Origin of the sequence: Streptomyces sp. NBC_01445 (assembly GCF_035918235.1) — a bacterium.
In the GTDB taxonomy this organism is placed as follows: Bacteria; Actinomycetota; Actinomycetes; order Streptomycetales; family Streptomycetaceae; genus Streptomyces.
In genome coordinates this window covers 267,469-287,484 of the sequence record NZ_CP109486.1, presented here as the reverse complement: position 1 = coordinate 287,484, position 20,016 = coordinate 267,469, and the positions used below count along the sequence as shown (strand labels likewise).

The 20,016-nt window shown below is 67.3% G+C and carries 16 protein-coding genes and 2 pseudogenes; 8 read left to right on the top strand and 10 right to left on the bottom strand.

All coding sequences use genetic code 11. The annotated features are described in order from the left end of the window. Nucleotides 1-104: 104 nt before the first annotated feature. From OG574_RS49395 to OG574_RS49385, 3 genes are read left to right on the top strand one after another with little or no spacing between them, the layout of a single operon-like run. On the top strand, nucleotides 105-983 hold the full coding sequence (locus tag OG574_RS49395; RefSeq protein ID WP_326778940.1) for a carbon-nitrogen hydrolase family protein: 879 nt from the start codon (nucleotides 105-107) through the stop codon (nucleotides 981-983). Continuing rightward, entirely contained in the window at nucleotides 980-2,350 is a 1,371-nt protein-coding gene (locus tag OG574_RS49390) for an APC family permease (RefSeq protein WP_326778939.1), read from the top strand. Before OG574_RS49395 ends, OG574_RS49390 begins: the two co-directional genes overlap by 4 nt. A 50-nt stretch (nucleotides 2,351-2,400) precedes the next feature. Next, complete coding sequence (locus OG574_RS49385; protein ID WP_326778938.1) at nucleotides 2,401-2,835, top strand: ATP-binding protein; 435 nt, start codon at nucleotides 2,401-2,403, stop codon at nucleotides 2,833-2,835. A 486-nt stretch (nucleotides 2,836-3,321) separates the two neighbouring features. Here OG574_RS49385 and OG574_RS49380 read toward each other — a convergent pair whose 3' ends face one another. Together OG574_RS49380 and OG574_RS49375 are read right to left on the bottom strand one after the other, a co-directional pair. Beyond that, nucleotides 3,322-3,726, bottom strand: coding sequence for a hypothetical protein (locus OG574_RS49380; RefSeq protein WP_326778937.1), 405 nt, complete (start codon nucleotides 3,724-3,726; stop codon nucleotides 3,322-3,324). A 237-nt stretch (nucleotides 3,727-3,963) separates the two neighbouring features. Further along, nucleotides 3,964-4,329: pseudogene (locus OG574_RS49375) on the bottom strand (hypothetical protein); the annotation flags it as partial. A gap of 226 nt (nucleotides 4,330-4,555) precedes the next feature. Between OG574_RS49375 and OG574_RS49370 the strand changes: the two are divergent. Continuing rightward, nucleotides 4,556-4,705, top strand: a pseudogene (locus OG574_RS49370) (transposase); the annotation flags it as partial. 68 nt (nucleotides 4,706-4,773) lie between these two features. On the opposite strand, the gene OG574_RS49365 reads toward OG574_RS49370, so the two are convergent. Next, a complete protein-coding gene (locus OG574_RS49365; protein ID WP_326778936.1) occupies nucleotides 4,774-6,537 on the bottom strand; it encodes an FAD-dependent oxidoreductase in 1,764 nt (587 codons plus the stop codon). Between the two features lie 95 nt (nucleotides 6,538-6,632). Continuing rightward, nucleotides 6,633-7,964 carry an MFS transporter gene (locus tag OG574_RS49360; protein WP_326778935.1) on the bottom strand — a complete coding sequence of 444 codons (1,332 nt, stop codon included), beginning with the start codon at nucleotides 7,962-7,964 and terminating at the stop codon, nucleotides 6,633-6,635. Between the two features lie 202 nt (nucleotides 7,965-8,166). Between OG574_RS49360 and OG574_RS49355 the strand changes: the two genes are divergently transcribed. Both OG574_RS49355 and OG574_RS49350 read left to right on the top strand, forming a co-directional pair. Beyond that, nucleotides 8,167-9,021 (top strand): sugar phosphate isomerase/epimerase family protein, encoded by an 855-nt coding sequence (locus OG574_RS49355; protein ID WP_326778934.1) that lies wholly within the window; start codon nucleotides 8,167-8,169, stop codon nucleotides 9,019-9,021. Continuing rightward, nucleotides 9,021-9,788 carry an SDR family NAD(P)-dependent oxidoreductase gene (locus OG574_RS49350; protein ID WP_326778933.1) on the top strand — a complete coding sequence of 256 codons (768 nt, stop codon included), beginning with the start codon at nucleotides 9,021-9,023 and terminating at the stop codon, nucleotides 9,786-9,788. Before OG574_RS49355 ends, OG574_RS49350 begins: the two co-directional genes overlap by 1 nt. A 12-nt stretch (nucleotides 9,789-9,800) precedes the next feature. Here the strand turns inward: OG574_RS49350 and OG574_RS49345 are convergent, their stop codons facing one another. Then, complete coding sequence (locus tag OG574_RS49345; RefSeq protein WP_326778932.1) at nucleotides 9,801-10,802, bottom strand: LacI family DNA-binding transcriptional regulator; 1,002 nt, start codon at nucleotides 10,800-10,802, stop codon at nucleotides 9,801-9,803. 444 nt (nucleotides 10,803-11,246) lie between these two features. Between OG574_RS49345 and OG574_RS49340 the strand changes: the two genes are divergently transcribed. After that, nucleotides 11,247-11,714 (top strand): winged helix-turn-helix transcriptional regulator, encoded by a 468-nt coding sequence (locus OG574_RS49340; RefSeq protein WP_442816971.1) that lies wholly within the window; start codon nucleotides 11,247-11,249, stop codon nucleotides 11,712-11,714. A gap of 456 nt (nucleotides 11,715-12,170) precedes the next feature. After that, entirely contained in the window at nucleotides 12,171-12,995 is an 825-nt protein-coding gene (locus tag OG574_RS49335; RefSeq protein WP_326778930.1) for an enoyl-CoA hydratase/isomerase family protein, read from the top strand. A gap of 322 nt (nucleotides 12,996-13,317) precedes the next feature. Here OG574_RS49335 and OG574_RS49330 read toward each other — a convergent pair whose 3' ends face one another. From OG574_RS49330 to OG574_RS49310, 5 genes are read right to left on the bottom strand one after another with little or no spacing between them, the layout of a single operon-like run. Further along, nucleotides 13,318-14,943, bottom strand: coding sequence for a M61 family metallopeptidase (locus tag OG574_RS49330; protein ID WP_326778929.1), 1,626 nt, complete (start codon nucleotides 14,941-14,943; stop codon nucleotides 13,318-13,320). Then, entirely contained in the window at nucleotides 14,940-16,196 is a 1,257-nt protein-coding gene (locus tag OG574_RS49325; RefSeq protein WP_326778928.1) for an amidohydrolase, read from the bottom strand. Before OG574_RS49325 ends, OG574_RS49330 begins: the two co-directional genes overlap by 4 nt. Next, nucleotides 16,193-17,647: a S10 family peptidase gene (locus OG574_RS49320; protein ID WP_326778927.1), complete on the bottom strand. Its 1,455-nt coding sequence runs from the start codon at nucleotides 17,645-17,647 to the stop codon at nucleotides 16,193-16,195. The genes OG574_RS49325 and OG574_RS49320 overlap by 4 nt, the downstream gene beginning before the upstream one ends. Further along, nucleotides 17,644-19,632, bottom strand: coding sequence for an amidohydrolase family protein (locus OG574_RS49315; protein ID WP_326778926.1), 1,989 nt, complete (start codon nucleotides 19,630-19,632; stop codon nucleotides 17,644-17,646). The genes OG574_RS49320 and OG574_RS49315 overlap by 4 nt, the downstream gene beginning before the upstream one ends. Next, the gene (locus tag OG574_RS49310) at nucleotides 19,629-20,015 is read right to left on the bottom strand and encodes a RidA family protein (protein WP_326778925.1); all 387 of its coding nucleotides are present in this window, start codon (nucleotides 20,013-20,015) and stop codon (nucleotides 19,629-19,631) included. Before OG574_RS49310 ends, OG574_RS49315 begins: the two co-directional genes overlap by 4 nt. Nucleotide 20,016: the final 1 nt, after the last annotated feature.

Sequence of the window (20,016 nt, the reverse complement as noted above, 5' to 3'; positions counted from 1 at the left end):
CTGACTGGCTGCATTCTTGTCCCACCGGAATTCCTGGTTATCGGCACCCGAATCTCCGTCGACTTTTCCTCGTACAACAATCCTTTCGATTGGCTGGTTCCCGCATGGCCCGCCCCCTGCCCCTGATCCTCGCCCAGGCGCCCGGCCGCCCGGCCGACGACCTCACAGGCTTTGCCACCGACGTGGAGCGGCGCGTGAAACTGCACGCACCCGGCGCCCTCGTCGTCTACCCCGAACTGCACCTCGGCGAGAGCGCCCCCGGCGTCCCGGCCGCTCCACAGGAGGGGGCCGAGCCGCTCGACGGCAAACGCGATGCCGCCTTCGCCGAGCTCGCGGGGGACCTGGGCATCTGGCTGGTACCCGGCAGCGTCTACGAACGAGGCACCGGCGACCGCGTCCACAACACGACACCGGTCTATTCACCACAGGGTGAGCGCCTCGCCGCGTACCGCAAGATCTGCCCGTGGCGCCCGTACGAGACGACCACACCCGGCAACCAGTTCGAGGTCGTGGACCTCCCCGGGGTCGGCCGCATCGGACTGTCCATCTGCTACGACACCTGGTTCCCGGAGATCTCCCGCCATCTGGCCTGGATGGGCGCAGAGCTGATCGTCAACGTGGTCCGCACCCCGACGAGCGACCGCGCGCAGGAAGTCGTCCTCAACCGCGCCAACGCCATCACCAATCAGGTCTTCGTCGCCAGCGTCAATGCCGCTGCCCCCTCCGGGACCGGCCGCAGCCTCGTCATCGATCCACAGGGCACAGTGCGCGCCGAAACCGTCGACGCCGGCGACTCCACCCTCACCGACGTGATCGACCTCGACGAGGTCAGCAACGTCCGCCGCTACGGCACCGCCGGTCTCAACCGGATCTGGGACCAATTCCGCCCCGGCGACCCAGCCCTCGAGCTCCCGCTGTACGGGGGCCGCATCGACCCCGCCACCTGGAACCCCGCCCACACCACCGAGGAGCCACCACGATGAACAGCGAGACCACAGGGAACACCATGAGGCTGAAGGGCGACCTGAGCCTCCTCTCCGTCGTCCTGTTCGGCCTGGCCTACATCTCCCCCGGCATCGTCGTCACGATCTTCGGCGTGGTCGCCGCCACCAGCGACGGCGCGGCCCCGACCGCGTTCGCCATCGCCACCCTCGCGATGCTGCTCACCGGGCTGAGCTACGCGAAGATGGCGCGCGCCGTGCCCGGCGCGGGATCCGTCTACACCTACGCCCGCAAGATGCTCGACAGCCGCATCGGATTCCTGTCCGGCTGGGCGATGCTGCTCGACTACTTCTTCATCCCGATGGTCGGCTGGCTGATCACGGCGATCTACTTCAACGCCCAGTTCCCTGACATACCCAAGTGGGTCTGGCTGATCGTCTCGGTGGGCATCACCACCGCCATCAACATCTTCGGCATGAAGCTCGCGGACCGCGTCAACAAGATCCTGATGTTCATCGCTCTGGGGTCCCTGGTCCTCTTCGCCACCCTGTGTGTCGTCTTCCTCGGCAAGCACGGCACCTCCGCCCCCGCCACGCACGCCCTGTGGAACTCCGGCACGTCGATCGGCGCGGTCACCGCGGCCGCCGCCATCGCCGCATACTCCTTCCTCGGCTTCGACGCCGTCTCCACGCTCGGCGAGGAGGCCAGGGGCGGGGCGAGGACGATCGGCCGCGGCATCATCGGCTGCGTCATCGCCGCCGGAGCGATCTTCATCGTGCTGTCCTTCGTGATGCAACTGGTCCACCCCGGCGCGAAGTTCGCCGACGTCGACGCGGCCGCCTACCACCTGAAGGTCCAGGTCGGCGGCACAACGTACGCCGAGATCATCAACTTCGTCACCATCGCCGGATCCATCGCCTCCTGTATCGCCCTGCAAGCCTCCGCCGCCCGCCTCATGTACGTCATGGGACGCGACGGCGCACTGCCCAAGGCCGTCTTCGGCAACCTGTCGAAGAAGACCGGCACGCCCGTGCCGAACCTGCTGCTGACCGCGGCCGCCGGTGTCATCGCCATGAAACTCGACCTGACCACAGCCACCTCGTTCATCAACTTCGGCGCCTTCCTCGGCTTCACCCTGGTGAACGTCTGCGTGATCGCCCACCTGGTCCGAGAGCGCAGACACGGCCGCACCCCCAACCTCTTCTCGTACCTGGTAATGCCGGCCGTCGGCGCCGCCGTCTCCCTCTACCTGCTCACGAAGCTCGGTCACGTCGCACTCCAGATCGGCGGCGTCTGGCTGGCGATCGGCGTCGTCTACCTGGCCGTCCTGACCAAGGGCTTCCGCCGGCCCGCACCGGAGATGACCTTCGACGACGACACCGCGGCCACGGACGCAGTCGCCGCGTAGCTCCCCTCCCGGTGCGAGGAGACGAGGGTGCCCCGACAACTGCTGAACTGGTGCACGACCGGAGCCTCGGAGACCTGTTGATCCACCGTGATGTGGTGCTCGACGGACTCGATGCTCCGCAGCGCGCCGCCCGTACCGCCCTGGCCGACGTCCTGGACGGCAAGGCGGAGCACCAGCTCTTCGACGCCATGCTGGTGGCCAGCGAGCTCATCGCCAACGCCATCCAGCACAGCAGCGGTGCGGTCCTCATAAGAGTTGAGGTCTACGAGTTCGGTGCGGCGTTGGGCGTCGTCGACCACGGGGCCGACGTCACTGCCGTACCTGTCCGACCTTCGAACTCATCTGTTGACGAAGGGACGGTGGCTGCAAGCGGGCGCGGCCTGTTCATCGTGGACAGCCTCGCCAGTGCCTGGTCGGTCGAGGAGACCGAGAACGGAAAGATCGTCATCGCCGTACTCACCTTTCCGGCAGGCCCTCGTCGATGACCGCTCTCGACCTCACGCGATGCCATCTCGGCCGAGGACTCTTCGCCCATCCGCTCGGCGTCAACTGCGCAGCCCGACCGTCCCTTTATCCCGAGAGGGGAGAATCCGCCAGTCGGTGAATGCCATTGAATGGGCGCATAGCCTCGTGCTTTCACAGCGATCTGGGGATGGACCTGAGTAACAGCCGCCAGGTTCTGCCGAAGCGCCGCGGTTGACGCCCGCCCTGGGCCAAACCCTGGCCGGCCGGACCAGCAGCCTCGTTAGCCGGGGCAGGTCGTCGAGGCTGCCGGCCGGTTCAGCGGGTGCGGGGACGGGGGGCCGCCGCACCACGCTGGCCTAGGTGAAAGGACCTCGAGCAGCTGCCTGCCAGCTTGGCCGATCCCGGTTCACCTGTCCCGCCCACGACACGCACCTCCTCGCTCCAGCGGGAGCCCAGCGCCGCGAAGATCGGCTCACCGGGCACAGGTTGAGCCTGCTGGAGTCGGGCTATGTCCGGGCGGCGCGTACGAGCCGGTCGTACTCCAGGTCGGAGCGGCTCATGGCCTCGATGGAAAGGTCGATGCCGTCAAGCTGATTTCTGAGAGCGACGTACACCGCTGCGTGCGCTGCCATCTGCTCGGGACTGGTGCCTTGGGGCGACCAGGAGATCAGGACGATAACCGCTCTGCGGCTGCCGTCCCGGTCGGCGAAGTGCAGTTCATAGACCACGAGGCGTGGATCGGAGGGCAGGGCTTTGAGGAGTTCGTCGTGGGTCAGGTTCCCCTCGAAGTCCACGATGAGGGTGTCCAGGTTGTCGTTGAGCCGATAGAGCACGGTGGTGATGTGCCGGCTGGTTTTGAGTTCGTTAAAGGCGTCGATGCAGCGGTCTTCCACTGAGATGGCACTGGTCACGACGACACCTTCCGCTCATGGGCTGGACGTTCGGAGAGCTCAACGAACCCTTGACCGGGAGGTTGTGGACGGGCACGCGCGGCAGTACCTAAGTCCAGGGCGGGGGCAGCGCTGTCCAATCAGCGAGGCTGGCCACCCCTCGGCGTCGGCCTCGGGCGGGCGCGGACGACCATGCGGGGTATCCCGCCTACTTCCGGATCCGCGAGACGGCCTCTGCTTGGTGTTCGCGCAGGTTGATCAGCGCCCATCTCCCGTCTGGCCGATGGACTCTGGGCTGCCCTGCGTTGTCGGCATCTTGGCCGGCGGTTGCTGGAGCGGCGGGGTCTGCTCTTTGCGGCGTCGGCGGAGTTCGCGCTGTGCCTGGGCGCGGGCGCATTCGCGGGTGCAGTACTTGATGCCGCTGGTGCGGTTCTGCCCGTACTCGGCGCGGCCGCGCTGGCGTACGGAGCTCCGGCGGCAGGTCTCGTTGGCGCACTCGTGGATCGTGGCTTTCTCCGCGATGTGGTTGTACAGCTGCAGGTAGGCGACGGAGTAGATCGTGGGGCGGCGGTCAGTGAGGTTGCCGATGCCGATACTGAAGACGTGCAGTGCGGCGTGCAGAGAGTTCTTCAACTGCCCTAGTCGGAGCCAGAGTTCGAGTGCCCGTAGCTGATTGTGAAGTGCCGTTTGTGGGCCAGTAGCTACGTGTCATTACTGAGCCAGTGTCAGATCCCGTTGTCTGCTCTCTTGACCTGGTCTGCTGCACGATCGGGTGACATCTTGACCTGCCCCACCTCTCAGGTTCCAGTTTTGGTGGCTAACTGACGGCCCTCACGAAAGGCTGCCGGACATGCCCCGCGCCTACCCCGCTGAGTTCCGCGCCCGTGCCATCGCGCTGGTGCGGGCAGGAAAAGAACAGAAGCAGACGGCCGTTGACCTCGGCATCCATCCGGTCACGTTGTCGAAGTGGTTGCGTCAGGACGACTCGCATATCGGTCGGAGCAGAAAGCCATGCTGTGTAAGGCAGGTGTGCCGGTCAGGCGGCGAGGAGCGCCTGACCGGCAGCGCTCAGCGGGGGCGCGACCCGGTCTCGTACGCGGTGGCGTTGGCGGCGTGACGGGCGGCGACGTAGCCGAAGGTCATGGCGGGGCCGATGTTGATGCCACCGGACGGGTAGTGACCACCCATCACGTTGGCCTGGTCGCAACCCGCCGCGTACAGGCCGGGGATCGCCTCGCCGGTCGCGTTCAGCACCCGCGCCCGGTCGTCGGTGTTCAGGCCGGCGAAGGTTCCGAAGCTGCCGGGCAGCACCTTGATCGCGTAGAAGGGGCCCTTCTCCAGTGGAGCCAGGGACGGGTTGGGGCCGTGCGCGTAGTCACCGGAGCCGCGGTTGAAGGGGGTGGTGCCCCGCTGGAACTCGGGGTCCTCTCCCTGGCGTGCGTGCTGGTTGAACTCGTCGACGGTGCACCGGAGTTGGACCGGGTCGATGCCGCAGGTCTGCGCGAGTTCCTCCAGGGTGCGTCCGCGCGTCATGTATCCGCTGCGCAGGTAGGGCCACTGCGGGACCGGGAACGGCTTGGCCATGCCGAAGGGGTAGCGGCGCTGGAACTGGTGGTCGCAGATGAGCCAGGAGACCACTTCTTCTCCCTGCGGAGTGGCGTCGATCATGGCGGTGACGTAGTCGTAGTAGCCGTTCGCTTCGTTGACGAAGCGTCGGCCGTCGCGCATCACCGCGAGAAGTCCGGGCTTTCCGCGGTCGACGATGTGGGGGAACCTGCCGGTACGGCCGTTCGGAAGCTTGACGGGGGAGACCGGGCACCAGGCGGCGGGGGAGGCGCCGGTGGTGTCGAGGACTCCGCCGACCGCCTCGGCGAGGCGAATGCCGTCGCCGGTGGTGGCGGCGGGGGCCAAGGCCTGGTGGTCCACGCCGGTGCCCTTGGGGAAGAGGGCGCGGCGCCGCTCGTCGTCGTGCGGGAAGCCGCCGGTGGCCAGGACCGTGCCACGGCGGGCGCGGATGGTGACGTCGCCCCGCGGGGTGGAGACCACGGCTCCGTTGACCTTGCCGCGTTCGGTGAGCAGGCGTGTGGCGGGGGCGTTGACATAGAGCTTCACGCCCAGGTCCTCGGCGGACTTCGCCAGTCGGGCCACGAGCGCCGGCCCGTTGACCAGGTGCATACCGCGCCGATGCGTGACGAGGTCCAGTGTGTGGAGGGCGACGCGCCGGGCGGCGTGGAGGAAGCCCTTGACCGAGGTGGTGGCGTGCAGGAAGTGCTGCAGGTCCGGGCCGGCCATGATGCCCATGCCGAGGAACGAGGTCTCGTACATCTGCGGGCGCAGTTTGCGGCGCAAGGACTTGCTCAGGCGGCGGGCGTTGATCGGCTCGGGTCCCACCTGACGGCCGCCGGCGCTCGCACCGGGCTGCCACGCCTGGATGTCGGCGATCTTGGCGCCGTTGACGAAGCGCAGGCTGGTGTGGTCGTGGAAGAAGCCGACCATGTGGGGAGCGGCCTCGAGGAAGGCGTTCACCCGTGTCTCGTCGAATTCCTTGCCCAGGACGTTCTTGAGGTAGGTACGCGGCTGGTCGATGTCCTCGACGAAGCCCTCGGCCTGGGCCAATGGGTGGCGCGGTGTCCACATCCAGCCGCCGGACCAGGCGGTGGCGCCGCCACAGACCGGGTCCTTCTCGACCACGACCACCTTCAGGCCGTGCCAGGCGGCGGTGACCGCGGCCGACAGGCCGCCGGCGCCCGACCCGATCACCAACAGGTCGCAGTCCAACTCCCTTGCTGCCGCCTGCCCGTGACTGGACGTGGTGGTGGCTTGGGCACTCATGGGGTCTCTCTTTCCGCCGGTGTGTTGTCCCGGCGTATTGCTTGCTCGCGTGCTGATCTGCCGCCGGTCGGGTCGACGTCACCTTCTCGGGTGGGTCATACGGGCTCGTGCCGTTGGTCCGTGGCGGCCGCGGACGTCCATCGGTAGGCGAACAGGCCGGTGACCAGGGCGGCGAGGGCGAGTCCTGCCAAGAGCAGGGCCACGCCGAGCCAGTCGCCGTCGTGTCCGGCGAGAGCGGTGGCGACCAGCGGGATGAAGCCGCCGACCGCGCCGGCCAGGGCGTAGCCGAATCCGGCGCCGCTGTAGCGCACGGAGATGTCGAACATGCCGGTGAACCAGGTCTGTTGCACCGCGGTGGAGATGTTGTGCCCGAGGTTGATCAGGGCGAAGAAGGCCAGTGTCATCAGCACCAGGGAGCCCGAGCGCAGGGACAGGAAGAACGGGACCGCGGCCGCGGCGGCGCAGAGGGGGCCAGCGACGTAGAACCAGCGGACTCCCACCCGGTCGGCGAGCTTGCCGTAGACGGGGGTGAGGAGTGAGGCGAGAACCAGAGCGATCATGGACGCGGTCAGCACCGTGCTCGTCGGGTGGTCGGTGTAGTTCTCCACGTAGACGAGGGAGAAGGTGAAGGCGATGTAGAAGCAGCCCTGGTCGACGAGGCGCATGCCGATCACCGCGAGGATCCGCAGGGGCGAGGTCTTCAGCGCCACCCAGAGCGGCGCCTTGGCCCGCTCCCGCTTCTCCTTGGCCTCGGCGAACTCGGTGGACTCCGCCACGCCCGTGCGGATGAGGAGGCCGGCGACGGCGAAGACGAGGCTGATCAGGAAGGGGATGCGCCAGCCCCAGGACTCGAACTGGGCCTGTGTGGTGAGCGCCTGCATCAGGGAGAAGACGGCGGTGCCGAGCAGCAGGCCGATGAAGGAGCCGACCTGGACGCCGCTGGCGAGGAAGTTCTTCTTCCCTGGCGGGGCGCTTTCCACGGCCATCAGGGCGGCGCCGCCCCACTCTCCGCCGACCGCCACGCCCTGGATCGCACGCAGCAGCACCAGGCAGATGGGGGCTGCGATGCCCATCGCCGCGTAGGTGGGAAGTGCGCCGATCGCGGCGCTGGCCAGACCCATGATGAGCACGGTGAGGAACAGCATCTGCCTGCGCCCGATGCGGTCACCGAAGTGGCCGAAGATGGCGCCGCCCAGCGGCCTGAAGACGAATCCGACGGCGAACGAGCCCATGGAGGCGAGAAGCCCGACGAACTCGTCGTGCGAAGGGAAGTACTGCGGCCCGAAGATCGTCGCGGCGGCGATGCCGTAGAGGAAGAAGTCGTACCAGTCGATCACGGCACCGGCCATGCTGGCCGCCGCCCGGCGTCGCGGTGAGGCACCACCAGGGGGGTGCGGGCTGTCCATGGAGACCACTGTGGTCTCCATAGGCCCTGCGTGAGAGTTGTTGTGGGGCATCGTTGCTCCAAACCTGGGCGGCCATCGATCACTGCACGGGCCGTGAGAGTCGCGTCCTGCTGGGCAGGAAGTCATTGACACCGGGATGACTACGTAGTCATTCTGGTTTGGGCAGCGTAGGAACGTCATCTGCGCGGCGTCAATACCCGCACTCGATTGGTGGTTCAAATACGTGGACGTCACGTTCGGGCTCGCTCACTTGTCGGCCCTGCATCTCGACCCGCCCTCCCTGGTCACCGCGGCCGCCGAGGCGGACTTCGCCTCGGTCGGTGTGCGGGTCTTCCCCGCCACCCCGACGGAGGCCCGCTATCCGATCGCGGCCGGGATGCCGATGACGGCCGAGACGGTCCGGCGTTGTCGCAGCACCGGTGTCTCGGTCCTGGACGTCGAGGCCTTCACCCTCGACGGTGTGCGCGGGCGCGCCGACTGGATGCCCGCGCTGGAGGCCGGGGCGGAACTCGGCGCGCGCGTCCTGAACGTCATCGGGGGAGACCCCGACCCGTCCCAACTGCGGGACTCGCTGGCCGAGTTGACGGCCGACGCGTCCGGCTTCGGTATCCGTCCCTGCCTCGAACCGATCTCCTACCAGTGCGTCGACACGGTCGCGAAGGCCGCGCGGTTGGCCGAGGGGACGGGGGCCGGGATCATGCTCGATGTCCTGCACTTCGTGCGCGCGGGCGGCACGGTCGCCGACCTCGAAGCGCTGCCCACCGGGGTCGTCGAGGTGATCCAGCTCTGCGACGGCCCGGCCACGGTCCCGGACCTGCCCACACCGACGGAACTCCCGCTCGGGCAGAGCGTCGACGGTTCCTCGCGGCAGATCGAGTCCCGGGCGCAGCGCCTGGCACCCGGATCGGGCGCTTTCCCGCTGGCCGAGATCCTGCGCGCCCTGCCTGACGTCCCGGTCAGCGTCGAGGTGCCCAGCGTCGACCGGACCGCGCGCGAAGGCACCGCCGCGTATCTGAAGGCCCTCCACCGGGCCACCACCACACTGCTCACCTCCCCCGACACCGCAGGAGTCCGCTGATGACCGAGCTCGTCGACACCATGGCCCCCACCGCCGACTACTGGCCCGGCCGCTACCGTGACCAGGTCATCCTCGTCACCGGCGCGGCGGGCGGACTCGCCGCACCCACCTGCCGGCGCCTCGCCCGTGAAGGTGCCACCGTGATCTGCACGGACGTGGCGGGCGACGGGGACGGCTCCTCTCCCGAGGCATGCCTGTCCCTTGATGTCACCGACCCGGAGGCCTGGTCCCGGGTCGTCGCCGACATCATGCGCACACACGGGCGGCTCGACGGCGCGCTCCTGGCCCACGGCGTGCAGGGCCCCGAGACACCGATCGACGAGACACCCAGGGACGGCTGGCAGCGCACCCTCGCCATCAACCTCGACGGCTGCCTGCACGGCCTCGGCGCCGCCCTGCCGGCGATGCGTGCACGCGGCTACGGACGTGTCACCATCCTGTCCTCCATAGCCGGCCGCGAAGGCAACCCGCACCAGGCCGCCTACTCCGCGTCGAAGGCCGCTGTCATCTCCCTGGTGAAGACCGCGGCCAAGGAGTACGCCCGCGACGGCATCACCGTCAACGCCGTCGCCCCCTCGATGATGCGGACCCGCATGCTCGAAGACCTCAGCGAGGAACGCAATGCCGCGCTGCTCGCCCGGGTACCGATGGGCCGCGTCGGAACTCCGGAGGAATTCGCCGCGCTCGCGGCCTGGCTGCTCTCACCGGAGGCCAGCTACACCACGGGACAGACCCTCGACCTGAGCGGCGGACGCAACACCGCCTGATCCTCCGTACGTTCACGCCGGAGCGGCGGTCGTGCCCCGCTCGATCAGCCGCACCGGAAAGACCGTCTGGGAGAACTCGCCGTCCGCCCGGCCCTCGAGCCGGTCGATGAGCACGTCCACCGCCTTCGCCGCCATCTCCGTGAACGGCTGGTGCACCGTGGTGAGGTTGATCATCGACCACCGGGCCGGTTCCGAGTCGTCGAACCCGACCACGGACAACTCCTCAGGCACCCGGATCCCGAGCTGTGACGCCGCATCGAGCGCCGCGAACGCGAAGGAGTCCGTCGAGCAGAAGATCGCGGTCGGCCGCGGCTCCACCGCCAACAACGAGCGGGCCATCTCCAGCCCGCTCTCGTGATCGATGGGCCCCCGCCGCACGTACTGTTCGGGCAGATCCAGGCCACGCTCGCGGAGCGCGTCCCGCATCCCGTCCTCACGCTCACGGCCATTGCTCACCGTGCGCGGCACCGACAGCATCGCGATCCTGCGGTGCCCCAGCTCGCCCAGGTGATGTGCGACCAGGGCACCGCCCGCCCGGTCCTCGCTCATGACGGTGTCCGCCCGCAGGTCCGAGAAGTCGCGGCTGAGCAGCACCATCGGCATGTGACGCGCCGCCACCCGGGCCACTCCCGGGGAGTCGTCCGTGGCAGACATGAAGATCAGCCCGTCGACGATCGCCTCGTTCAAGACCTCCACGGCGTCCGCGTCGTGCGCTTCCTCGGGGTCGCGGATGAGGGCCATCCGATAGCCGCGCGCCGCAGACCGCTCCTGGATCGTCGCGATCGCCGGCGGGTACAGGGGACTCCTGAGGTCGGCCACGACCACGCCGAGCGCCTTCGCCCGACGCGTCACTAGCATCCGGGCCGCGGCATCGGGCCGGTACCCCAGCGCCTGCGCCGCGTCGATCACGCGTCGACGGGTCTTCTCCGTCACTGAGGGATGACCACGCAGCGCCCGCGACACCGTCGTCTGCGAAAGACCCAGCTGCCGGGCCAGATCGACACTCGTCACCATGGCATGAGGATACGGCTCCACCTGCACGCATCTGCAGCCCGTTCTCCGGAATCGGTCTCACTATGTTTGTCGTGGTCGGTGCGTGAAGCCGAGGCGAACCATGCGATGTACGACAGGTGTCACCGACAGCCCCTCCATTCACGACAAGCTGTCACCACCATGGGGACACCGGCGGTGCGCTCACGTTCAGAGGGTCGGCGCCCCCGGGAGGGCCGGGAGACCATGTTGAAAGCCGCGACAGCGGCAACCCCTTCCGGGACCATCGCTGGCGGGACCTGCCCGAGTCGCCTGCTCCCGCCCGGAAGACGTCCGTGCCAGCTGGCGGGCAATAGTAAACTCAGCTATAAGGTGGAGGCCGCGCGGTGTATGCGGCCACCGGAGCGAGTAACCGGCGTCGATGTGGAGGTGAGTTCTGTGCCGCCAGGAAGGCACGTGTCCGGCCCCATGGATGACGAGCCGGCCTGTTCCATGGAGCGGAGCCTGCAGATCCTCGGCGAGCGGTGGACTCTGCTGGTGCTGCGGGAGGTGCTTTACGGCAGGCACCGGTTCGCCGAAATTCGGTCAGCTCTCGGCATCGCGTCGAACCTGCTCAGTGACCGACTCAAGGTTCTCGTCGATGCCGGAGTGCTGCGGACACTGGCGTACCAAGAGGCCGGCAGTAGGCACCGGCAGAGCTATCACCTGACGCCAGCCGGGCTCGAACTGCAGCCCGTCCTGGGTGCGCTGCAGCAGTGGGGTGATCGTCACCGACCGCGGCCCGCAGGTCCCTCCGCTGCCCGGCGGACCCGCTCCACGGGTCGGGCCGTCCATGTGGGGTTCCTTGATGACGATGGTCGCGAGGTTCCCATGGAGGATGTGTCGCTGATGGCGGCACCTGACCCTCAGAGTTCATCCCTCAGCCAGTCCGACTGAAGGCATCCCCACCAACGAGTTCCCGAGCCCGCCCAGCCGAACGGAGCGGTGTCCGGGATGAGGCGGAACTGCGGGGCCAGCGGCCCACAGGGTTCGTGGTGGGGTGGTACACAGAGAACCTGGCCGCGCTCCAGTGAGCACCGCTGGGTCCATGGTTCTCTTGACAGCCGGACAGCCCTCGAGGGCCCCCTCCTGCCCCTCCTTGCTGCAGCGGCAGAATGCGCGAGCGCCTTCGGGCTGTGCCATGAACAGCAGTAATAACCCCACCTGCATCACCTCCTCCGTGACTCGCGGCACCATCCGCTCAAGCCGGACGACGGACGCGCCTGCTCGGCACCGATGCGGTGGCAGTCCGGCGCCCTCGAACTCGCGGTTTCCCTTGAAAGCGGGGCCAGAGGGCAGAGTCAAGTCAAGCTAAGTTGCAAATTTAAAGTCAGAGGCTCTAGGGTCGTCCCCATGAGCAATCACTCGCAGTTCCAGGTACATGCGGTGTCGCCGTCCTACTGGAAGGTGACCTTCGAGAACGGCCCGATCAACCTCATCGATCCGGACACCGTCGAGCAGCTGGCCGATTTGGTGACCCGCATGGAGGAGGACCCCGATCTGACCGTTGTGGTGTTCCAGAGTGCCAACCCTGACTTCTTCATGGCACATTTCGACCTCCTGTCCGAGATCGAGCGCGTATACACCACGGCGCCGGGTCCCACCGGGCTCCTCCCCTACCCGGATAGCCTCCTTCGCCTCAGCCGGGTCCCGGCTGTCACGATCTCGGCCATCAAGGGTCGTGTCCGAGGAGCAGGAAGTGAGTTCGTCCTGAACACGGACATCCGCTTCGCCGGCACCAATGCGATCCTGGGGCAGCCCGAGGTGGGCTTCGGTGCCGTACCCGGTGGCAACCCGATGGGGCGACTGGCCGAGTTGGTGGGCCGGGGCCGCGCGATGGAGATCGTGCTGGGAGGAGACGACTTCCCGGCTCAGCTCGCTGCCGAATACGGCTACGTCAACCGTGTTCTTCCCGAGGGCGAGCTGGACGACTTCGTCGACACCTTCGCCCGCCGCATCGCCGGCTTCAGCAAGGCCGGGGTCTCCGGTGCGAAGGAGTTCGTCGACGCGGCCACCGCAATCCCAGCGGGGGACTACGCAGCCGCTCTGGCCGCCTTCAGGCGCACGTCGATGCGTCCGGAGAACGCGGATCACCTGCGTAGCCTCTTCGAGCGCGGCTTGCAGCAGCCTCAGGGAATCGAACTCGATCTCGGCAAGCACGTCGCCGAGAGGTTCTGAGCCGCTAGGTGTGCTGGTCGGGCACGTTGGTGACGCGGCTGGCTGGAGTCATCGCCCCGAATGCCCACCCGCCGAAGGGTGTTGGGTATTCCATGGCGAGATCACGGGCTCGATCAGATCCCAACTCTCGTCGTATGAGTCGCTTTCGACCGGCTGCCGCTCACTCACTCCAGAAGCCCAGAACGATCCCCGCCCCAGGACCAGCCGAGATACCCCCAGAGCCACACATCCAGGCGACAGCATCACGGGCATCAACTCATCTACTGGCCTCCGAGTCCCTACTGTTGGAGTTGGAGGGCGGAACGTGGCCGCCTGTTGATCCTCAGCTGTTGGGACTCTTTGTCCACTGCAGGCCATTCACCTTCTTGCCCCGCGGCTGGTACGCGAGGTCCAGGACTTTGCCGCCCCGTCGAAGTGTCAACGCGATTTCGGTCAGATCTCCGCCGTTGATGGTGTGCGCCGCTGGGCTGCGCACGATGAGGTCCCCGTCGCGCACTCCCGCCTTCGCGGCCTCGCTCGTCTCGACCAGTCCTGAAACGGTGCGGGTCTTGAAGCTGTAGTAGGCGAAGCCGATGTCGAACTCATCGATCGGAGACTCGATGGCCGTAAAGCGCGGCATCAGGCAGTCAAGGTCCGGGAGAACCGGCTCGCCCGACATCATCGCCTCGAACGCTGTCTTCGCCGATTCGCCCATCTCGCCTGTTACGAGTTCCAGCCAGTCATCCAGAGTGACCCTCTGTCCCGCACGGTCGCGCTCCAGGATGGTGCGAACCACGTCGTCGAGGCTCCGGGCTCCTTGGCTCGCCTGGCGGAGCCGGTGGTCGGTGTCGATGAGATAGAGCAGCCCACGGCCGTAGGGGACTCGCTGGGCGCGCCAGTCCTTCCAGTAGAGTCCCGCGGCCGCCGCGGAGGACAGGGACTGCAGGGGGTTTGCGTAGTACCCCCTGGCCCGCTTGTTGAGCAGGCGCAGGAAGTCGTCGTCGCTGAGCAGCCCGGCGCGGTGCGGAATGAACATCGAGTAGTACTCGGCTATGCCCTCGTTGTACCAGCTGACCTGGCTGGGGTCGTGGCTGAATCCGTCCAGCAGCGGCCAGTTGTGAACTGTCTCGTGGGCGAGGAGCCGGGTGAGCTCCTCCGTGGTGTGAGTCTCGGTGTCGCCCCAGCCGAACATGTAGCCCCGCGATCCCGGAAGCAGGCTGCCACCCAGGCCGGGGTAGGGATGCTTGCGGACGAAGATTCGGAAGCCCGGGGCCGGTTCACGGAAGAACCGACACATCTCCTCATAGAGGATCCTGCCTTGCTGCCCTATCAGGGACGCGTCGAATGTCGGCTCGGATAGCCAGAACACGCCGTAGGTCGGGTCGGGTTCCGCAGGGTAGGAGTGCAGCACACCGGCCATGTAGAAGGTGAAGGTCAGCGACTCCAGCGTGGTGGTGCGCCGCACGGTGCCCTCACCATGGCTGCTGACGCCGCGAGCGCCGACGGGCAACTCCTGCAGATCCCACTGCGTTTGGGTTTCAAAGATCCCGTCCTGTTCCGGGAGCGCGAGGAAGCCGAGGCCGCCCGCGCTGATACCGCAGCCCTCGGCTCGCAGATCGAACAGTGGACCGTTGGCAGTCGAGAAGTCGACGATGCGTACAGGAGCGGCATACTCCACGGTGACGTCGCCTTTGGTGGAACGCTGGGTGGTCCACCGGCGCATCGTAAAGGACGGAGTGGGTTCGTCTCGGGTGTGGGTGAGTGCGAGGGGGCCGAGTTCGTCTGCAGCGTGGATCCCGTCGGCAGCGACTTTGGCTCCGTCGATCCCGAACAGGAGCTCCGGAAGCTTGCAGAGAGTTTGTCCGGTCTCGAACCGCAATCCGCTCAGTGTGTAGGTGACGCGCACTCCCGACGCTTCACCGGCGGTCAGATAGGGGGCCAGGGTCAGGTGAATCGTGGGGCGTTTCATGATGATTGCCTCCCGAGCCATGTCATGGCTGCCGTGACCAGTGCTTGGATACCGGCGGGCAGGGTGGGTCGGATGAGCGGGGCGAAGTGCGGTGAGTGGTTCGTCAACTGGCTTTTGAGGCCCGCCCCTTGTGCGGCTGCCGCGCAGTCGGCGGGATCCAGGCAGCCGAGGAACCAGAAGACCGTGGGTGCGCCGCATGCGGTGCCGAAGACCCCAACGTCCTCACTGGCTGAGACCGGTGGGACTTCGGTGACGCACTCGTCGCCGAAGTGGGCGGTCAGTGCCGCAATGGTGGTGGCAGTGGCTTCAGGGTCGTTCTCGGTCGCCGGTGCCTCGATGGTCCACTCGACCTCCGGGGGCTTGGGCGCGCCGCTGGCGTCGGCTTCACTCTGGATGATGCGCTCGATGGCCTGGCGGACCGTCGACCGGGTGGCGGCAGAGAAGCTGCGCACGTTCACGCCGAGTTCGGCCGTGTCCGGGATGATGTTGTCCTTGGTGCCGGCCTGGAGCCGTCCTACGGTGACGACCGCCCGCTCGGAGGCGGCGACCTCGCGCGCGACGATTCCCTGAAGCCGGGTGATGACGTGGGCCGCCATCAGGACCGGGTCAATGGTGCTCTCCGGGCTGGAGCCGTGGCCGCCGCGGCCGTGCAGTACGACGTTGGCCGCGTCCATGGCCGCCATGACGGTGCCCGATCCATAGGCGATGGTCCCGGCGGGGTAAGGGACGATGTGCTGGCCGAGGACGATGTCCGGGGTCGGGAACCGATCGAAGAGACCGTCGTCGACCATGTCCCGGGCTCCACAGGCGAGTTCCTCGGCGGGCTGGAAGACCAGCATCAGTGTTCCGGACCAGGCGTCCGTTGCCTGGGCGAGGAGAGTCGCAGCGCCGATCAGACAGGTGATGTGCATGTCGTGTCCACAGGCGTGCATCACTGGGGTGTCCCGCCCGTCAGGGCCAACGGCGCGCGCCGTGGAGGCGTAGGGCAGTCCTGTCTTCTCCTGCACGGGCAGGGCATCGAGTTCGGACCTCAGCATCACGACCGGGCCCTCGCCGTTGCGGAGGATGCCCACGACGCCGGTGCCGCCCACGTGTTCGGTGACGTCGTAACCGAGCATGTCCAGTGTCTGGGCCACGCGTTCGGCGGTCCGGTGTTCCTGGAGGGGCAGCTCGGGATGCCGGTGCAGGTCCCGGTACAGGATTTCCAGGTTCTCGGTGAGCTGGTCGAGGCCCGTCCATAGGGTGTCGGTCACGAGAGGTTCTCCTTCGGCCGACCGGGCGGCTGTTCAAGGTCACAAGCGTCTGCGTCCCGGGCGAGGAAACGCCGGATGTCGGTCGCCATCTGTTCGCGCGACAGCTGGCCGAGGTAGGGCATGTGGCCGGATTCGTAGTACTGCACCTGAACGCGCTTCTCATCCAGGGGCATACGGGTAACAGCGTGTTCGAGCGCGCCGAAGGTGGTGACCAGGTCGTAGTAGCCCTGGCAGAACAGCACCCTGAATTGGGGGTCCCGGCGCAGGGCCGCGGCGATGTCCGGCACGAGAGTGTCCGAGGCCGGAGGGACACCGGGGCCGGACCCGTGGTCCCAGCGGAGGTTGACGCGGGCCCACTCGATCGGCCGGTAGTCCGTGTCGTATCCGGCGCCCAGTTCGTCACGCAGGTACGGCACCAGGGCGCCGCTGAACATCCCGACGTACTGTCCCATCGCGGGGTCGTCGGCAACAGGGTCCTGCCCAGCCCCCGTGATCGGAAGCGTAAACCGGGTGTCGTACCCGCCAATCTGCCGGTCGTCGTCGGCCAACAGCAGTCGCGCGAACTGCGGCGGTTCGAGCCGCAGTTGGTGGCGGATCAGTGTCTCGGTAGGGATGCCGGTCAGCTGGTGAAGTGTCTGGGCGATCTCGGACCGGCGCTGTTGCGGCAGCCCGGTGCCAGCGAAGAGGGCCGGGAGGTAGTCCTGTTGGGCGAATCGGCGAGCCCACGCCATGTGGGTTTCGAGGCTCCCAGGGCGTTCAGGGAGGCGGTCGTGGTACCAGGCGGTGGCAGCGTAGGTGGGCAGCGTCGCGGCGTGAGCCTCGTCGCCGACCGGGTTGCGGAAGGCGGCCGCGAGGAGGATGACGCCGCTCAGTGCCGTCGTGCCGAGACTGCCGGTGCTGAAGGGGCCGCCGGGAAGCATTCGGGCCATGGCCGCCGCGCGGGTGGTTCCGTAGCTCTCGCCCAGAAGGAAACGGGGCGAGTTCTCGCGGCGGTGCTTGCGACACCAGGCAGATATGAGGCGGATCATGGCCCGTGCGTCGCCGTCGGTGCAGTAGAAGTCCGTCTCCTGATCCGGGCTCAGTACCCGGCTGTAACCGGTTCCGGGTGGGTCGATGAAGACGAGGTCGGCCGCGTCCAGGACCGTCTCGTTGTTGTCGACGAGCGTGTACGGAGGCGTGCTGCGAGGGGTGAGGGAATCGGCGTCGGCGACGCGTCTCGGGCCTATGCCCAAGTGGAGCCAGACCGACGAGGAACCGGGGCCTCCGTTGAAGGCGAAGAGCACGGGCCGCTCATCGCGCTCGATGGCGTCTTCCGTACGCAGGTAGGTGGTGCATACGATTCGGGCTGCAGGCTGCCCGTTGCTGTCGTCGACGGTGAACTCTTCCACCTGGGCCTGATAGGTGAGCTCGCCGGATCCCGCCTTGATCGTGCGGCGTGCGGACTGTGTCATGCGGTGCGCTCCTGGGAAGTCGTCGCGGGCGGGCTGTTGAAGGGCACGATCCCGAGCTCGGTATAGATGTCGTGCGGGTAGTAGACGTCGCCGTCCTTGACGACCATGCGGATATTGCGGACGACGCTGATGTCCTGCAGCGGGTCGCCGTCCAGCAGCAGAAAAGAGGCGTTCTTGCCGGTGTCGATGCTGCCGTGGCTGTGGCCCAGGCCGAGATGGGCGGCGCAGTCACGGGTGGCGATGCGCAGCACGTCCGCCGTCGGGATGCCGGCCTTGGCATAGAGCTCGAGTTCACGGTGGACGGTGAAGCCGGTCGAGTCGTCGGTCCCGGGCCACAAGGGGATGCCCTGATCGTGCAGCAGCTTGAGGACTTTCAAGACCATGGGGAACGACTCGTCGTACGCGCGAAGGTCGTCCTCGCTGTCGAACGGGACGTAAGTACGCTTGCGTTGACGTTGGTAGCCGATCGGCATGTGGCTCAGGAATGGGGCGTCGGCAGGCAGGACCGTGCGGGCCCGGCTGAGCATGAGCCGTTCGACGATGACTGCCGTGGGATCGAGGCCGATGCCCCGCTCCCGCATCAACTCCAGTGTGTGCCACACCGGTTCGGAGTCGAGGTCCAGGTCCTTGGCGCGGGCCATGGCGGTGAGGCGGAGCGGGGTGCGGGTGTCCGCGCCCTCTTCCAGGAGCCAGCCGAGCATCAGCTGATTGACGTGTGTGACTTCGTCGTAGCCCGACTCGATCATGCGGTCCGGTGTAGTGAACGCCGGGATGTGTCCGACGGCGCGCAGACCGAGGCGATGAGCCTCGGCGGTCAGTGCCGGTACCCAGTCCGGGTTCATGGAGTTGTAGAGCTTGATCTGGTGGTAACCGCGGGCCGCGTACCAGCGCACTGCGTCCAGGGCTTCCTCAAGGGTGTTGGGGATGAAGCCGAACAGCGCGGAGTGCGGGCTGCGCCCTTCGATGAAGCCGGAGCGCACCACGCGGGGGCCGGGTGTGAGGCCCGTGTCCCAGTTCGTGGTCAGCGCGAGCAGGACATCGTTGGCGTTTCCCATGTCCCGGACCGTGGTGACACCGGCGGCGAGGTAGAATAGGCCGTCGATCGGCTTCACATGCGCATGCATGTCGTGCAGTCCCGCGATGAGCGTGCCGCCGTCTCCGTCGATGACGGTTTCACCGGCGACGGACACGGCCTTCTCGTCCAGTTCCACGCCGGTGATCCGGTCACGGAACATCGTCACCGACATGGGCTCGGTGAGCTTCAGGGTGTCGGGGTCGAAGATCCGGACTCGCCGGATACGGACCGGGCCGTCGAAGCGGTGTCGGATGCGGGCTTGCACCCGCTCCAGGTGAGAGTGCGTGAGGACGCTCTCCAGCTCCGTCAGGGCGGGCAGTTGGTCGGCGAAGTCGTCGCGGACCAACATGTCGGCGCCCATGCCCAGCCAGGCGATCAGGGCGCCGGTGGCGTCGGCAATGACGTACTCCGGGGTGAGCCCCCGGCCCCGCACGAAATAGACCTCGACCGGCACCGCGGCCCCGCCGGTGTGGAGCTCTGTGCGGTGGACCAGTTCGGCGTGGATGCGGCCATGGGGCAGCGCGTCGACACATCCGCCGTTGGCCAGAGCCGCGCGGGCGGCGATCCAGGCGCAGTAGGGGCTTGTGTCCGCAGGCAAGTACAGCTTGGCCGGGCCGGCATCCTGCCCGGTCTCCGCCTGGCTCGTCCATTGGCGGGACACGTCGTCACCGGTGAAGTGCTCGTGGACCGGGCCGCCCATCAGTGAAGTGCCCTCGACCAGCCACCGCCAGGGCAGCTGCTCCTCGTCCAGCGCCAGCTCTTCGTGCAATTTGGCGCCGCGACCGTTGTTGGACACCGTGAAGTCGGTGACGAGGCTGCCGTCGTGACGGTGTGTCACGACAAGCTCACCGCACCGCTCGCCGGCCCCGAAGTAGGAGAACCGTTCGGTACGCACGATGGTGGGCATCATGCGGCGTCCTGATGGACGGCAACACAGGTGACCTCGACGTTGGCTCCGGCAGGCAGATCGGCCACACCGACGACGGCGCGCGCCGGTGCCGATTCCGGCTCGAAGTAGCTGCTGTAGATGTCGTTGAAGGCCGGCCAGTCAGCGATGTCGCGGAGATAGGTGGTCACGGTGACGATGTCTGACATGCGATAGCCAGCTTCGTTGATCACGGCTTCGAGGTTCTTCATGGTCTGCCGGATTTCGGCCTCCTTTCCGCCCTGGACGAGCTCGCTGGTACCAGGCACGAAACCTCCGGTGCCGGCGACATAGCAGTGGTTGCCCACAACGACCGCTTGCGAGTAAGGGCCGATCGAGGAACCGTTCTGGATGATCTTCTTGGACACT

What these genes read in the sequence shown, in the direction of transcription:
- OG574_RS49395 (WP_326778940.1), top strand. Translation starts at nt 105, where the DNA reads ATGGCCCGCCCCCTGCCCCTGATCCTCGCCCAGGCGCCCGGCCGCCCG.
- OG574_RS49390 (WP_326778939.1), top strand. Translation starts at nt 980, where the DNA reads ATGAACAGCGAGACCACAGGGAACACCATGAGGCTGAAGGGCGACCTG.
- OG574_RS49365 (WP_326778936.1), bottom strand. Translation starts at nt 6,537, where the DNA reads ATGAGTGCCCAAGCCACCACCACGTCCAGTCACGGGCAGGCGGCAGCA.
- OG574_RS49360 (WP_326778935.1), bottom strand. Translation starts at nt 7,964, where the DNA reads ATGGAGACCACAGTGGTCTCCATGGACAGCCCGCACCCCCCTGGTGGT.
- OG574_RS49350 (WP_326778933.1), top strand. Translation starts at nt 9,021, where the DNA reads ATGACCGAGCTCGTCGACACCATGGCCCCCACCGCCGACTACTGGCCC.
- OG574_RS49345 (WP_326778932.1), bottom strand. Translation starts at nt 10,802, where the DNA reads ATGGTGACGAGTGTCGATCTGGCCCGGCAGCTGGGTCTTTCGCAGACG.
- OG574_RS49340 (WP_442816971.1), top strand. Translation starts at nt 11,247, where the DNA reads ATGGATGACGAGCCGGCCTGTTCCATGGAGCGGAGCCTGCAGATCCTC.
- OG574_RS49335 (WP_326778930.1), top strand. Translation starts at nt 12,171, where the DNA reads ATGAGCAATCACTCGCAGTTCCAGGTACATGCGGTGTCGCCGTCCTAC.
- OG574_RS49330 (WP_326778929.1), bottom strand. Translation starts at nt 14,943, where the DNA reads ATGAAACGCCCCACGATTCACCTGACCCTGGCCCCCTATCTGACCGCC.
- OG574_RS49320 (WP_326778927.1), bottom strand. Translation starts at nt 17,647, where the DNA reads ATGACACAGTCCGCACGCCGCACGATCAAGGCGGGATCCGGCGAGCTC.
- OG574_RS49315 (WP_326778926.1), bottom strand. Translation starts at nt 19,632, where the DNA reads ATGATGCCCACCATCGTGCGTACCGAACGGTTCTCCTACTTCGGGGCC.